We start from the raw sequence: 14358 nt of genomic DNA, 5'->3' as shown, positions 1-14358 counted from the left end.
GCGGGCCACGCTGTGGTCACCCAGTGCCATTGGCACACGGGTGCTCGCGGCCCGCCAGGCCGGTGGGCCGGCGTCAGGCCGCGGGTCCGGCCAGCTGCGAGTACACGGCTTCCAGCGGTGCGGACAGGGCGGCCTTCAGCTGTACCGAGGCATCGTCGGCGAGCACCTCGTACTGGCCGGCCTCGGTGGCGTCGAAGACGATCCTCACCAGGTCGGCCGGGTCGGTCTTGGGGCCGTCGGCGTGGGCGGCCATGGGGGTGTCGACATAACCGACGTGCACGCCGACCACCTGCACTCCGGCCGGGGCCAGCTCGATGCGCAGGGAGTTCGTCACCGACCAGAGCGCGGCCTTGGTGGCGCTGTAGATCCCACTTACCGCCCACCAGCTCAGCGCGGAGTGGATGTCGATCAGCGCCGCCGGGGCGTTGCCGGAGAGAACGGGGGCGTAGGCACGGGCCAGGTTCAGCGGGCCCAGGAAGTTGGTCGCGACGTTCCGGGCGATCTCCTGCTCGGTCTGGGTGAGGATCCCGGGGCTGGACACCGAAGTCCCCGCGTTGTTGATCAGGACGGTGACGTCCGGCGCGGCTTCGACGGCTGCGGCGATGGAGGCGGGGTCGGTCACGTCCAGAGGCAGTGCGACGACCCGGTCGTCGTCCCAGGTGACGGGGTTGCGGGCGGTGGCGTACACCTTCGTGGCGCCGCGGGCCAGCGCCTGGCGGACGAACTCGGTGCCGATGCCGCCGTTGGCTCCGGTGACGAGGACGACGGATCCCTTGAGCGAGGTCATGGTGGTGCTCCTTCTGTTCGTTGGGCGCGGCGGGCTCAGGCCCGAGCCAGCGTCGGGTAGTCGGTGTAGCCGGCGGCGGCGCCGCCGTAGAGGGTGGCCGGGTCGGCCTCGGTGAGCGGGGCGTCGACGCGCAGACGCTCCACCAGGTCGGGGTTGGCCAACGCCCAGCGGCCGACCGGGGCGATGTCGGCCAGGCCCGAGTCCAGGTACTCGGCCAGCTCCTCGCGGGTGCGGCCGTAGCGGAGCACCAGCAGTGCGGTAGGCCAGACTGCGCGCAGCGAGCGCAGCAGCTCCTCGTCGCCGAGGTGGTGGATGTGCAGGTAGGCGAGGTCCAGCGGGGCCAGTTCGCCGACCAGGTGCCGGTACTGGGCGCGCACCGCCTCCACGTCGCCCTCGTCGATGCCGCCGAGCGGGAATCCGGGTGAGATGCGGATGCCGACCCGGTCGGCGCCGATCTCCCCCGCGACGGCCGCGGCGACCTCGACCACGAAGCGGGACCGGGCCTCGACCGAGCCGCCGTAGCCGTCGGAGCGGTGGTTGGCGTTGGAGGAGAGGAACTGGTGCAGCAGGTAGCCGTTGGCGGCGTGGATCTCCACACCGTCCGCCCCGGCCTCGGCCGCCATCGCTGCCGCGTGCCGGAACTCGGCGACCACGCCCGCCAGTTCGTCGGTGGCGAGCTCTCGTGGCACCGGGGTCTTCTGCATACCGCTCGCGGTGATCATGTCCTGGTCGGCACTGATCGCGGAGGGGGCCACCGGCTGCCGGTGGTGCGGGGTGTTGTCCGGGTGGGACATTCGGCCGACGTGCATCAGCTGGACGAAGAGCGCCCCGCCGCCGGCCTGGGTGGCCTCGGCAATCCGCCGCCAGCCCTCGACATGCTCGGTGGCGTGGATGCCGGGGGTGCCCGGGTAGCCCTGGCCGTCCGGGGAGGGTTGGGTGCCCTCGCTGATGATGAGGCCCAGGCTTGCGCGCTGCCCGTAGTACTCGGCCATCAGCTCCGTGGGGGTCCCGTCGGGCAGGGCCCGGCTGCGGGTCATCGGGGCCATCGCCAGCCGGTGCGGGAGCTTGACGCGGCCCAGCGCGAAAGGCTGCCAAAGGGTGGGTGAGGTGGTCATGGGGATCTTCCTCTGCTGTCGGTTCAGACGGCTCGCGGTGCCCGGTCCACTGATGGAGTGGCATGCCAGAATGGATCTGAACCCGTTCGCTTGTGACTGTAATCGTAAATGACCGCAGTCAGAAATCTATTCCCCGGAGGTCCGCATGTCGACCACGCCCGCACCGTCGGGCCGGCGGGAGCGGAACAAGCAGCAGAAGCTGGACCGCATCACCGCCGCCGCCCGTGAGCTCTTCGCCGAGTACAGCGTCGAGGACGTCACCACGCAGCAGATCGCCGAGAAGGCCGACATCGGCACCGGAACGCTCTTCCTGTACGTGAAGAGCAAGGGTGAGCTGCTGCTGCTGATCCAGAACTCCCTGTACGCCGAAGCGCTGGCCCGGGGCCGGGCCAGCGCCGATAAAGCCGAGAACGCCCTGGAGGCGGTGCTCGCGATCATCCGTCCAGTTGTGGAGTGCAACCGGGTACACACCGGCAACGGCCGCACCTACCTGCGAGAGATGGTCTTCGGGGACCCCGAAGAGCCCCGGCACGCCGAGGCGCTGGCGATCGTCGGCCAGACCGAGCAAGCCGTCGCCGAGGTACTGCAACGCAACGGGTTTCGCGACAGCGACAACGCCGCGACCCTGGCCCGTATCACCTCCGCGCTGATGTTCATGAGCATGGCCGCGAGCGTGAACGCTGGACACGACGCCGAGCAGGTACTGGCAGACATCCGCGACCAGCTGGCGGTGGTGCTGGCACGCCGGTAAGGCGCCCAGCCAGGGGAAACGAGTGCGAGGGCCCCGCCGACCACCACCATCGCGCGCGGAGCGTCACGCCCAGCAGCGCTCTGCCCGCCGCACCGGTCCGCTGCGGCGGGCAGAGCATGACGATCCATCAGGAGCAGACCGCGCCGTTCGATCCGGGGTCAGCGCGACCGGTGCGCACGCGGTGTCATCCCAGAGTCCACTGCTGATTGCTGCCGCCGCTGCAGGTCCACAGCTGGACCGCGGTGCCGTCGGTGGTGGCCGCGCCGACCACGTCCAGGCAGAGCCCCGACTGCACCCCGGTGACGGTGCCGTTCGAGTTCAGCTGCCACTGCTGGTTGGCCTGGCCGTTGCAGGACCAGACGATCGCCTTGGTGCCGGCGGTGGTGCCGTGTGCGTTGGCGTCCAGGCACAGCGTGCTGCCGCCCACGGTCACGGTCAGCTGGTTGGACGACGTACGGGTCCAGGTCTGGTTCGCACCGCCGTTGCAGGCGTAGATCTGCTGCTGGGTGCCCAGCGTCGTGTTCGCATCGGTCAGGCACTTCCCCGCAGCCACCGCACGCAGCGCGCCGGTCGGGCTGCCCGAGGACCCCGCGTCCAGGCCCATGAAGCGGATGGCCTGGGCGGCCATCGTGGAACCCTTGACCGGCAGTTCGTGCCCGAACCCGGCGAGACTGTACGCCTCGACCTGGGTGGTGCCGCCGCCGTTGTTGTAGCGAGTACGGGTCCAGTTGGCCGCAGGGGTGTCCGTGGCCGACGGGGTCTGGCTCACGCCGAGGACGTCGGTCCACTGCTTGACTTCTTCACCGAGGTTGTTGTGGTTCAGGATGGTGTCGGCGGTTCCGTGCCACAGCTGCACGCGCGGACGAGGACCGGTGTAGCCGGGATACCCCGATGTGCGCACCGAACTTCCCCACTGCTGCGGGGTCTTGGAGACCTGGCCCTGGGCGCAGGCCGAGTTCCAGCCGCGCACCGAGCCGGTGTAGAAGCAGCGGTAGGGCACTCCCATGAACGCCGCGCCCGCCTTGAACACATCGGGGTAGTCGGCGAGCATCACGTTCGTCATCATCCCGCCCGACGACTGCCCGGTCACGTACACGGCGTTGGCGTTGCCGCCGTAGTGCTGCTCCGTGTAAGTGATCATCGACATGAGCCCGACCGGGTCACTGCCGCCGTTGCGGGTCAACGCCTGGTCGGAGGAGACGTCCCAGCAACTCCCGCTGGGGTTCGTCGAGGGGTAGATGACAAGGAACCCGTACCGGTCGGCCAGCGACGAGAAGTCCTGACTCGAGTGCAGGTAGGGCCCCGACCCCTGACACCCGTGCAGGGCCAGCAGGATCGGCGGGTTGGCCTTGACGCTGCTCGGCACGTACAGGTTCATGAGCAGACCGGTGGGATTCGTACCGAAGTTCGTGATCTGGGTCAGTGAGGCGGCGGCTGCCTGGGGGGCGGCCTGCAGACACAGGCCGACCGCAAGGCCGACCGCAGCAATCACGCCCAGCAGGCGGGACTTGAGGGAGCGGGATCGGAACATAGGACCTCTCCGTTGTATCAGCGTGAAGTGTGTTCCGGCGCCGCGCACTCATCCTCGGGTCGGTCGACCACAGCGGTCAACGACCCCGCCGCGGCCGGTATCGGCCAACCACAGCCGTCAACTACCCACCGCAGCAACGCCGCAGAGAAGCCAGCCCTCCGCGCGGCAGCAGTGGCGGAGGGCCGGCCGGGCATTCGCTACCGCTCCGTCGAGCTCCGGGGGCGGGTGAAGGGGGCGAAGGTCAGGGCCGGGCTGGCGTTGCGCACCAGGGCCATGGCCTGCTCCGGCCACCAGGTGCCCGCCGGTGGGTCGACGATGCCGTACTCGGGATCGACCGTGCCGCCGGGGATGTTGCGGTTGCACTGCCCGTCCGACTGCCCGACGGTCTTCACCCACAGGTAGGCGTCCACCAGCGGCGTGCCGGTGTCGGCGGTGGGGCGGTTGCCGATGCCGCGCCCGGGCGGGTTGCACCAGATCTGCGGGTCACCCGGGTACTTGCCGGTCGGCGGGGTCCAACTGCCCTGTCCGTTACGGCTGGTGTCGACGACGAAGTGGGTCAGTGCGTTCAGCGGCGCGGTGCCGGCGTTCTGCTCGAACCACTGGTCGGTCCAGTGCCAGGTGGCGGGGTCGTCCGCGTTGACGGAGTTCCCCGGCTGCCCGTCGTTCGGCGCGGCCGGCGAGTAGTACTGGCTCGCGCACCAGTCGGCGTGCCCGCGTGCGGCCTCCGGGCCCTTGGTGGCGTACCAGAGGCACTTCGACACCCAGGTGCCGTAGTGGTCGGACAGGCCGGTGGCAAAGAAGTTGGACACGTTCAGCGAGAAGCCCTGGGCCCGCTCGACGCCCGCCTGGAGCAGGCGCTGCGCGGCGTTGCCGACGCTCTGCCAGTGGCTGTTCCCGGCGTCCAGGTAGACCACCGTGTTCGGCTGCTGCTCCAGCACGTCGATCGCGTAGTTGAGGTCGGCGATCCGTCCCGCCGTGACCGCGCCGGTGGGGTCGCTGTCCGGGCCGCAGTCGGAGGGCAGGTTGGCCAGGGCGTCGGGCTCGAGGACGATCACGGCCTTGCTCTTGCCGAGGCCGCGGGCCAACGCCGCGATCCAGGCCTGGTACTCCGCGTCGGACTGCGCGCCTCCGCTGGAGTACTGGGAGCAGTCCCGCAGCGGGACGTTGTAGGCGACCAGCACCGGGACGGTCCCGGTACGGGCCGCGCGGCGGGCCAGGGTGCGCGCCCGGGTCTCCACCTCGGCGGGTGTGCCGTCGGTGAACCAGTCGGCCTCGGGCCAGCTCGCGAGCTTGGCCATGGCGGCGGCGCCCGCGAAGTCGTGGCCCCGCAGGTAACGGACGGCCTGCTCGGCGGCGTCGCTCTCCGGGTCGACGTAGAAGCGGGTGCCTGCGGGCAGGGTGTGGCCGGTGGCCTGCTGGGCCTGTGCCTGAACCGGCACGGCGAGGACCGTCAGCAGGGCGGCCAGCGCGGCGGGGGCCAGGGAGCGTGGGATGCGCGGTCTCATGGGTTTTCCTCTTCTGGGCCGCTCGGGGCGGCCGGGTGGAGCCGCCCCGAGCGGAGTTGGTGTCGATCCCCGGTCAGTAGCCGTAGATCATCTTGTAGGCGACCTCGGGCAGGAACTGTCCGGCCGTCGATCCGGCTCCGGTGCCGCAGTTGCCGTCGGACTCGCCGGGGGCCTTGACCCACAGCAGCATCTCGGCGCCGCCGCCCTTCTGGGTGGGCGTGCCGATCCGCCGTCCGGCCGGGTTGCACCAGTTGCCGTCGGAGCCGTTGCCGTTGCGGCTGGTGTCGACGACGTACGGCTTGCTGAGCCCGTACGAGGACTTCAGCGCCGCGTTGACGTTGTTGCCGTACGTGGTGTTCTGCCCGGTGGTGTAGAAGTTCGAGACGTTCAGCGAGAACCCGTGGGCTCCGCTCACCCCGGCGTCGGACAGCAGCTTGGCCGCGGTGGAGGCGTTCAACCAGCCGGGGTTGCCGATGTCCAGGTAGACCCAGGTGTTGGGGGCCTTGGCGTTGAACTGGGCGACGGCGTTGCGCAGCAGTCCGTTGCGCTCGGAGACCTGAGCCGGCGTCATGCAGCTCTCGTGCCCGAGTGCGTCGGGTTCGAGGACGACCAGGGCCGGCCGGTTGCCGATGCCGCTGGCGAAGGCGGCGATCCAGGAGTTGTACTCGGCGGCTGAACCGGCTCCGCCACCGGACTGACCGGCGCAGACGTCGCGGTTGGGGATGTTGTACGCCACCAGGATCGGCAGCTTCCCGCCGGCCGCTGCCGCGCCGGCGTAGGCGCCGGTCGCCGTCCCGATGGTGCCGCTCCAGTTGCCGAACCAGCGTGCCATCGGCACGTTGGCGATCGACGTCTGGATCGCGGCGGCGCGACCGTCCCCGCGGTGGCCGTTGACCCACTGCTGGGCACTGGAGTTCGGATCGGCGTAGAAGCCGTTGGTCATGCTGGTCGGGTCGGCGGCGTACGCCGTCCCGGGCTGGACCGCGACCAGAAGGACGGTCAGCGCTGGTGCGATGAGCAGGGCCGTGCTGCGGCGCGTGCGGCGCATCGGGCTTCCTCCGCTGTGGGTGGGGTGGGGGAGGTGGAAGCGCTTCCAGTTGCCAGATGATTGGCCCTTCCCAGGCGGATGTCAAGAGATGTGGATTCCCTTCCCATGAACGGCTGCCCGCTCTACAGTTCCGAACTGGAAGCGCTTCCAGTCCTCCGACCGGAGGCGCGGTACGCTGTGCAACGGCACCAAAGACCGAGGTGGAGCACGATGACGGACGAACCGACGCGCCGAAGGCCGACCCTGGACGAGGTCGCCGAGCACGCCGGCGTGTCCCGGACCGCCGCGTCGAGGGTGTTGAACAACGCCCCGAACGTGAGCCACGGCAAACGTGAGGCCGTGCTGCGCGCGATCAAGGAGCTCGGCTTCGTCCCGAACCCGACCGCCCGCGCGCTCGCGACCCAGCAGGCGGGAGCGGTGGCCCTGATCATCGCCGGGGAGGACCCGGCGGTCCTGGCCGACCCGTTCTACGGCCAGGTCATCGCGGGCGCCTCGACCGTACTGGAGGAGACCGACCTGCACCTGATGCTGTGTCTGGCCACCTCCACCCGGGGCCAGATCCGCGTGAAGCAGTTGCTGCAGACCCGGGCGGTGGACGGGGTGATGCTGATGTCCCTGCGCGGGGACGATCCGCTGTCCCGGCTGGCCCTGGAGGCCGGCGTCCCCGCCGTGTTCGGCGGAAAGCCGCTGCACGGGGAGGTCCCGTTCTACGTCGACGTGGACAACGTGCGCGGCGCCCGGGAGGCGACCGAACACCTGGCCTCCCTCGGCCGCACCCGGATCGCGGCCATCACCGGACCGCTGGACACGGACGTCGGCCTGGCCCGCAGGCGCGGTTACCACGAGGCGCTGACCCTGGCGGGCGTCCCCTTCCGCGCGGAGGAGGGCGGTGACTTCACCGAGCGGAGCGGCATGGCCGCGATGGAGGCGCTGCTCGCCCGACACCCGGATCTGGATGCGGTGTTCGCCGCCAACGACAACATGGCGGCGGGCGCACTGCGGGTACTCCACCGCGCGGGCCGAACCATTCCCACGGACGTCGCCGTGGTCGGCTTCGACGGCCTGACGGCCTCCGAGATCGCCGAGCCTCCCCTCACCACGGTCCATCAGCCGATACGGGATCTCGGCCGGGAGATGACCCGCATGCTGCTGGCGCTGATCGCAGGCGAGAAGCCGAGTCCGCTGATCCTGCCCACCACGCTGGTCCGGCGCGAATCCGCCTGATCTGCCGTCAGTTCAGCTACCACACAGCCTCGTTCGCGGTGCGGTGCTCCGCTATGCCCGCAGCCGGGCGCGCGTACCGGCGAACGGACAAGATCACCTCTTGACAGCTCCCCACCCCGGGGAGCAGGGTTTCGCTCCGCTGCTTCTGGGAGCGCTCCCACGATGTGCGCCCCGCGCAGTACCTCGCACCTCCCCACCCACCCTTCCTGGAGAATCCATGTCCCCGCACCGCCGTACCCGCAGAACCGCCGCCCTCGTGTCCGCCGCCGTCACCGCCGCGCTCCTGGTCACGGGATGTTCCTCCGCCGGAACGGGCTCCGACGACCCGAACGCGAAGATCACGCTCAGCGTGGGCGACTTCGGCACCTTCGGCTACAAGGAGGCCGGGCTCTTCGACGAGTACACGAAGGCCCACCCGAACATCACCATCACGGAGAACAGCACCACCCAGGAGGGCGACTACTGGACCGCCCTGCAGACCCGCCTGTCGGGCGGCGGGCTCGACGACATCCAGGCGCTGGAGCTGAGCCGGATCGCGCTGGCCACCTCCGAGCAACTCTCCGGAGCCTTCACCGACCTGTCGAAGGCTCAGGGCGTCGAGAAGGAGGCCTACCTGCCGTGGAAGTGGCAGCAGGCGACCACCGCCCAGGGCAAGACCATCGGCCTCGGAACGGACGTCGGCCCGATGGCGATCTGCTACCGCCAGGACCTGTTCCAGGCGGCCGGCCTGCCCTCCGACCCCGCCGCGGTCAGCGCCCTGTGGGCGGGTGACTGGGCGAAGTACGTCGAGGTCGGCCGCCAGTACCAGGCCAAGGCACCCAAGGGCAGTTTCTTCATGGACACCGCCTCCGGCCTCTACAACGGCGTGGTCTCCTCCAACGCGGAGCAGTACTACCGGAAGGGCAAGATGGTGTACCAGGACTCCGCCGGTGTCCTGAAGGGCTGGCAGCTGGCCGCCGAGGCGGTCAAGGCCGGGGTCACCCAGGGGCTCAAGGAGTTCGACACCCCCTGGCAGACCGCGTTCTCCAACTCCACCTTCGCCACCACGGTCTGCCCGTCCTGGCAGCAGGCCAACATCGAGAAGTACTCCGGCCCCGGCAACGCCGGAAAGTGGAACATCGCGCAGGCACCCGCCGCCGGCAACTGGGGCGGGTCCTTCCTCGCCGTACCGGCCTCCGGCAAGCACGTCGCGCAGGCCCAGGCGCTGGTCGTCTGGCTCACCGCACCCGAGCAGCAGGCCAAGGTCTTCCAGAAGGTCGGCAACATCCCCGCCAACCAGAAGGCGTACGCGCTGCCCGGCGTCACCGACTTCACCAACCCCTACATCGGCCCGAAGGCCCCCACCGGGCAGATCTTCTCCACCGCCGCGAAGGCGATCACGCCGGCCGAGACCGGCCCGCACCACGGCGACCTGCACGGGGCGTTCAGCAACGGCGTGCTGCTGATGGAGCAGAACAACAAGAGCGCCGACGAAGCCTGGGCCGCCACCCTCCAGCAGATCGCGAGCACCGTCCAGTAGCCGGACGCCGCACCGTACGGCCGCGCGGCGACCCGCCCGCGGTCCGTACGACCTCGTCCACCAACTGCCAAGACCAGAACGACCCGACGGACCCACCCGGCCGTCGGCCCGGCACGGAGGAACCCCTGTGGCCACCCCTACCCGCACCCACCGAACGGGCCCGCCCGACCCTCGCAGGACGAGCCGGCGCAGCCGCCTGCACCGCTGGGACCGCACTGCCTCGCCCTACCTGTTCGTCGCGCCCTTCTTCCTGGTGTTCGCCGCCTTCGGCCTCTTCCCGTTGCTCTACACCGGCTGGCTGTCCCTGCACCGGGTCAGCCTCTACAACGTGGACCAGGCCGACTGGGTGGGTCTCCAGAACTACTGGGACCTGCTGTTCGGCCCACCGAGCCACTTCTTCTGGAACGCCCTGCGCAACACGATCACCCTCGGCGTGCTGTCCACCGTCCCGCAGCTGCTGGCCGCGCTCGGCCTCGCCCACCTGCTCAACTACCATCTCCCGGCCCGGGGGTTCTTCCGCACGGCACTGCTCGCCCCGTACGCGACCTCGGTGGCCGCCGCGACCCTGGTCTTCGCGCTGATCTTCAGCCCCGAGGGCGGTATGGCCAACTGGCTGCTGGGCCTGGTCGGGGCCGGCCCGGTCCGGTGGGAGGCCGGTCCCTGGAGCTCCCAGTTCGCCGTGTCGGTGATCGTCATCTGGCGGTGGACCGGCTACAACGCGCTGATCTACCTGGCCGCGATGCAGGCGATCCCGCGCGATCTGTACGAGGCCGCCGCCATCGACGGCGCCTCCCGCTGGCGGCAGTTCCTCCACGTCACGATCCCCGAGCTGCGTCCCACCATCCTGTTCACCGTCGTGGTCTCCTCGATCGGCGCCACCCAACTCTTCGGCGAGCCCTACCTGTTCGGCGGCCAGAGCGGTCACCAGGGCGGTGCGGACCACCAGTACGAGACCCTCGGCATCCTCATGTACGACACGGGCTTCCACCACAGCATGCTCGGCCGCGCCTCCGCCATCGCCTGGACGATGTTCGGCCTGCTCCTGCTGGTCGGCCTGGCCAACACGCTGATCGCCCGCCGCCTGCGCTCCGCCCAATGAGCGGGAAGGACGACATGACCACCATCGCTGCCCACGACTCCCCCACAATCGGGCCGACCGCCCGCTACAGAGCCGCGCGTCGACGCCGGCCACGCTCCCTCGGCGCGGGCGGCCAACACCGCGCCGGACCGCTCGCCCTGACGATGCTGGTCCTGGTCACCCTCGCTTCGCTGTTCCCGCTCTACTGGACGGTCGTGGCGGCCTCCACCGACAGCCACCGGGTGATCTCCACGCCGCCGCCCCTGCTGCCCGGCGGGAACCTGTTCGACAACATCGGCTACGTCTGGAACAACGCCGGGGCACGCGGCATGGGCGTCGCGCTGCTCAACTCGACCCTGGTCGCGGGCACCGTCGCGGTCAGTACCGTGGCGTTCTCGGTGCTGGCCGGGTTCGCGTTCGCCAAGCTCCGGTTCCGCGGCCGCGGCGCTCTGCTCTCCCTCGTCGTCGCCACCATGGCCGTGCCCGCCCAGGTCAGCATCGTCCCGCTGTTCATCCTGATGAAGCACCTGGGGCTCGGCAACCAGCTCGGCGCCCTCATCCTGCCGACCCTGGTGACCGCGTTCGGCGTGTTCTTCATGCGTCAGTACCTCAGCCAGGCCCTGCCCACCGAACTCCTGGAAGCGGCCCTGGTCGACGGCGCGAACTCGCTGCGGGTCGTCTGGCACGTCGTCGTACCGATCGCCCGGCCCGCGATGGCCGTGCTCGGGATGCTCGCCTTCGTCCAGTCCTGGAACGACTTCCTGTGGCCGATCATCGCGATGAACGGCGCCACCAACCCCACCGTCCAGGTCGCCCTCGCCGGGCTCGGCACCGGCTGGTCCACCGACTGGTCCGTCATCACCGCCGGAGCGCTCGTCGGCACCCTGCCGCTGCTCCTGGTCTTCACCGTCTTCGGCCGACAGATCGTCGGCGGCATCACCCAGGGCGCACTCAAGGGGTGACCGGCCGTCAGGCCGGCACCCGACCGCACGACACCTCTTGGAGTACACCCAAATGACCGTCAGCCCCGTCCACCACACCTTCCCCCAGGGCTTCGTCTGGGGCGCGGCCACCGCCGCCTACCAGATCGAGGGTGCCGCCGCCGAGAACGGGCGCACCCCGTCGATCTGGGACACCTTCAGCCACACCCCCGGCAAGGTCGCCAACGGTGACCACGGGGACATCGCGATCGACCACTTCCACCGGTTCCGCGACGACGTCCGGCAGATGGCCGAGATCGGCCTCACCGCCTACCGCTTCTCCATCTCCTGGCCCCGCGTCCAGCCCACCGGGCGCGGCCCGGCCGTCGAGAGCGGACTGGACTTCTACCGCGCCCTGACCGACGAGCTGCTCGCCCACGGCATCACCCCGGTCGCCACCCTCTACCACTGGGACCTGCCCCAGCACCTGGAGGACCTCGGCGGCTGGCCCCACCGCGACACCGCATACCGGTTCGCCGACTACGCCGCACTCGCCGCCGAAGCACTCGGCGACCGCGTGACCACCTGGACCACCCTCAACGAACCCTGGTGCAGCGCCTTCCTCGGCTACGGCTCCGGCGTGCACGCCCCCGGCCGTACCGACCCGGCCGACGCACTCAAGGCCGCCCACCACCTCAACCTGGGCCACGGCCTGGCGATCGGCGCCCTGCGCGCCAACCTGCCCGCCGACGCCCAACTGGCCGTCTCGCTCAACCTGCACGCCGTCCGGCCGCACAGCGCGCACCCCGACGACCTGGAGGCGGCCCGCCGGATCGAGGCCGTCGGCAACCGGATCTTCACCAGCCCGATGTTCAAGGGCCGGTACGACGACGACCTGCTCGCCGACACCGCCCACCTGGTCAAGTGGGACGAGCTGGTCCAGGACGGCGACCTCGCCGAGATCTCCCGCCCGATCGACCTGCTCGGTCTCAACTACTACAACCCGACCGTGGTCTCCTCCGCCGCCAACGCGAAGGACCTCCCGCGCCAGGACGGGCACGGCGCGAGTGCGCACTCACCGTGGCCGGGCTCCGAGGACGTCGCCTTCCACCTCGCCAACGACAACGTCACCGCCATGGGCTGGCCGATCGACCCAACCGGGCTGTCCGACTCGCTGTTCGCCCTGCACCACGAGTTCGGCGTGCCGCTCCTGGTCACCGAGAACGGCGCCGCCTTCGAGGACGAGGCCGGTCCCGACGGAAGCGTCCACGACCCCGAGCGGACCGCCTACCTCCGCGACCACCTGGCCGCGATCTCCGAGGCGATCGCCGGCGGCGCGGACGTCCGGGGCTACTTCCTCTGGTCGCTGATGGACAACTTCGAGTGGGCCTACGGCTACGAGAAGCGCTTCGGCATCGTCCACGTCGACTACGACACGCTGGTGCGCACGCCGAAGAGCAGCGCCCGCTGGTACGCCGACGTGATCCGTCGCGGCACCCTCGACTGACACCACGACGCCGCCGACCGTGGAGAACGGTCGGCGGCGCGGCGGGTGCAGGACGGATCAGCAGGTGCTGTTGGTCTGCGTCAACAGGCCTATCCGGTACGGGAGTTCGATGTACGGGGTGGTCCATGGGGTAGCGGGGTCCATGCCCTGGCCGTTGTCGTCGGGGGCCCTGAAACCGCCTGCACACAGGATGAGGCACCCCAGCCGACGTGCGGCTGGGGTGCCTCGGTGCGGTGAGTATCGGTCAGCAGGTGGAGTCCCCTACGCCGTAGACAGCTCGTCTACGCGTCGGCGGACCGCACCACATCGCGATCACCGTGGATCAGGCGGGTCAGCGCTGCAGGGTGAGCAGGCCCGGCCGGTACGGCAGGCTCAGGTAGGGGGTGTTCTGCGGCGTGTTGGTGGGGAGGCCCTGGTAGAGGAACTGCAGGTTGCAGGGATCGATGGTCATGGTCTGGTCGGCGCTGTCGCGGACCAGGTCACCGTGGCTGACGCCCTGGGCCCAGGTGGAACCGCTGTTGGCAGTGCCCGCGAAGGGGCTGCTCTCGCTGCCGGCCTGGACGGTCCACGGACCGTTCAGGCTGGAGGCGGTGAACGAGCGGAAGTAGCGGTTCGTCCCCTCCGCCTCAACGATCATGAGGTACTGGTTCTGGCCCTTGACCTTGTAGACCTCCGGCGCCTCGAAGAGAAGCTGCTCCGTGTCACTCATGACCGTCGTGTACGAGGAGCCGAAGTTGCCGGGGAAGTTCCCGATCGGCATGCTCGCCCGGTAGATCTTGCCGTTGTCAGCGGCGAAGAACAGGTACATGTTCTGGTCATCGCCGATCATGGTCGGGTCGATCGGCTTGTCCCGCCGGTCCCCGGGGCCCTCGGGGAGGGTGCCGGTGAACAGCGGCTGCCGGGCGGACCAGCCGTTCGGGTTGGTCGGGTCGCTGGACGTGCGGTAGTAGAGCGGCCACTGGCCCCACTGGGACACCATCACCCAGATGTTCTTGGGCGCGAAGTAGAACAGTTCGGGCGCCACCGCGCCGTCGGTCATCTGGGTCTGGGTGGCCGTCCCCATGTCCGACCAGTTCGTGAAGGGAGTGAACGCCGTCCCGCCCCACGACGTTCCGTTGGAGGTGGTCGCGTAGACCAGGTTCTTGCCGTTGTACTTCACGGTGCTGAAGTCCTTCAGCGCGAGCTGCCCGTTCGCCGGCTGCGCCAGCGGACCCGACGAGGTCCACCGGTAGGTCGACGGAAGAGCGCACGCGCCGGTGCCGACGTCGGCGACGGGGACGAGCTGCCACTGCTGGTTGCTGCCGCCCCAGTCGGCGTACTGGACGATCTTGCCGCCGTCGGCGGTGGAGGCGCCCTGGACCTCGAGGGCCTTG

12 protein-coding genes are annotated in these 14358 nt (G+C 70.0%); 6 read left to right on the top strand and 6 right to left on the bottom strand.

The genetic code is table 11. The annotated features are described in order from the left end of the window. Positions 1–73: 73 nt before the first annotated feature. Complete coding sequence (locus tag ASC99_RS23540; RefSeq protein WP_057235291.1) at positions 74–787, bottom strand: SDR family oxidoreductase; 714 nt, start codon at positions 785–787, stop codon at positions 74–76. A gap of 35 nt (positions 788–822) precedes the next feature. Beyond that, a complete protein-coding gene (locus ASC99_RS23535) occupies positions 823–1902 on the bottom strand; it encodes an alkene reductase (RefSeq protein WP_057235289.1) in 1080 nt (359 codons plus the stop codon). Positions 1903–2047: 145 nt separating this feature from the next. Between ASC99_RS23535 and ASC99_RS23530 the strand changes: the two genes are divergently transcribed. Further along, the gene (locus ASC99_RS23530) at positions 2048–2653 is read left to right on the top strand and encodes a TetR/AcrR family transcriptional regulator (RefSeq protein ID WP_057235287.1); all 606 of its coding nucleotides are present in this window, start codon (positions 2048–2050) and stop codon (positions 2651–2653) included. 184 nt (positions 2654–2837) lie between these two features. Here the strand turns inward: ASC99_RS23530 and ASC99_RS23525 are convergent, their stop codons facing one another. From ASC99_RS23525 to ASC99_RS23515, 3 genes are all read right to left on the bottom strand, one after another. Further along, complete coding sequence (locus ASC99_RS23525; RefSeq protein WP_057235285.1) at positions 2838–4184, bottom strand: PHB depolymerase family esterase; 1347 nt, start codon at positions 4182–4184, stop codon at positions 2838–2840. A gap of 197 nt (positions 4185–4381) precedes the next feature. Then, positions 4382–5689 (bottom strand): glycoside hydrolase family 6 protein, encoded by a 1308-nt coding sequence (locus tag ASC99_RS23520; RefSeq protein ID WP_057235283.1) that lies wholly within the window; start codon positions 5687–5689, stop codon positions 4382–4384. Positions 5690–5762: 73 nt separating this feature from the next. Next, positions 5763–6737, bottom strand: a complete 975-nt coding sequence (locus ASC99_RS23515; RefSeq protein ID WP_057235281.1) for a glycoside hydrolase family 6 protein — start codon at positions 6735–6737, stop codon at positions 5763–5765. A 210-nt stretch (positions 6738–6947) separates the two neighbouring features. On the opposite strand from ASC99_RS23515, the gene ASC99_RS23510 reads away from it, so the two are divergent. The 5 genes from ASC99_RS23510 to ASC99_RS23490 all read left to right on the top strand — a co-directional run bounded on the left by ASC99_RS23510 (position 6948) and on the right by ASC99_RS23490 (position 12985). Beyond that, positions 6948–7961: a LacI family DNA-binding transcriptional regulator gene (locus ASC99_RS23510; RefSeq protein WP_057235279.1), complete on the top strand. Its 1014-nt coding sequence runs from the start codon at positions 6948–6950 to the stop codon at positions 7959–7961. A 217-nt stretch (positions 7962–8178) separates the two neighbouring features. After that, positions 8179–9480 carry an ABC transporter substrate-binding protein gene (locus ASC99_RS23505; RefSeq protein ID WP_057235277.1) on the top strand — a complete coding sequence of 434 codons (1302 nt, stop codon included), beginning with the start codon at positions 8179–8181 and terminating at the stop codon, positions 9478–9480. Positions 9481–9607: 127 nt separating this feature from the next. After that, positions 9608–10579: a carbohydrate ABC transporter permease gene (locus ASC99_RS23500; protein WP_057235275.1), complete on the top strand. Its 972-nt coding sequence runs from the start codon at positions 9608–9610 to the stop codon at positions 10577–10579. Positions 10580–10593: 14 nt separating this feature from the next. Next, positions 10594–11520 (top strand): carbohydrate ABC transporter permease, encoded by a 927-nt coding sequence (locus ASC99_RS23495; protein WP_082598568.1) that lies wholly within the window; start codon positions 10594–10596, stop codon positions 11518–11520. Between the two features lie 52 nt (positions 11521–11572). Then, complete coding sequence (locus ASC99_RS23490) at positions 11573–12985, top strand: GH1 family beta-glucosidase (RefSeq protein WP_057235270.1); 1413 nt, start codon at positions 11573–11575, stop codon at positions 12983–12985. A 331-nt stretch (positions 12986–13316) separates the two neighbouring features. Here ASC99_RS23490 and ASC99_RS23485 read toward each other — a convergent pair. After that, positions 13317–14358, bottom strand: a 1042-nt coding sequence (locus ASC99_RS23485) for a non-reducing end alpha-L-arabinofuranosidase family hydrolase (RefSeq protein ID WP_057235268.1), incomplete at its 5' end; no start/stop codon positions are given.

Origin of the sequence: Kitasatospora sp. Root107, assembly GCF_001424875.1 — a bacterium.
Classification (GTDB): domain Bacteria; phylum Actinomycetota; class Actinomycetes; order Streptomycetales; family Streptomycetaceae; genus Kitasatospora.
This window is presented reverse-complemented; position numbering and strand designations above follow the sequence as displayed.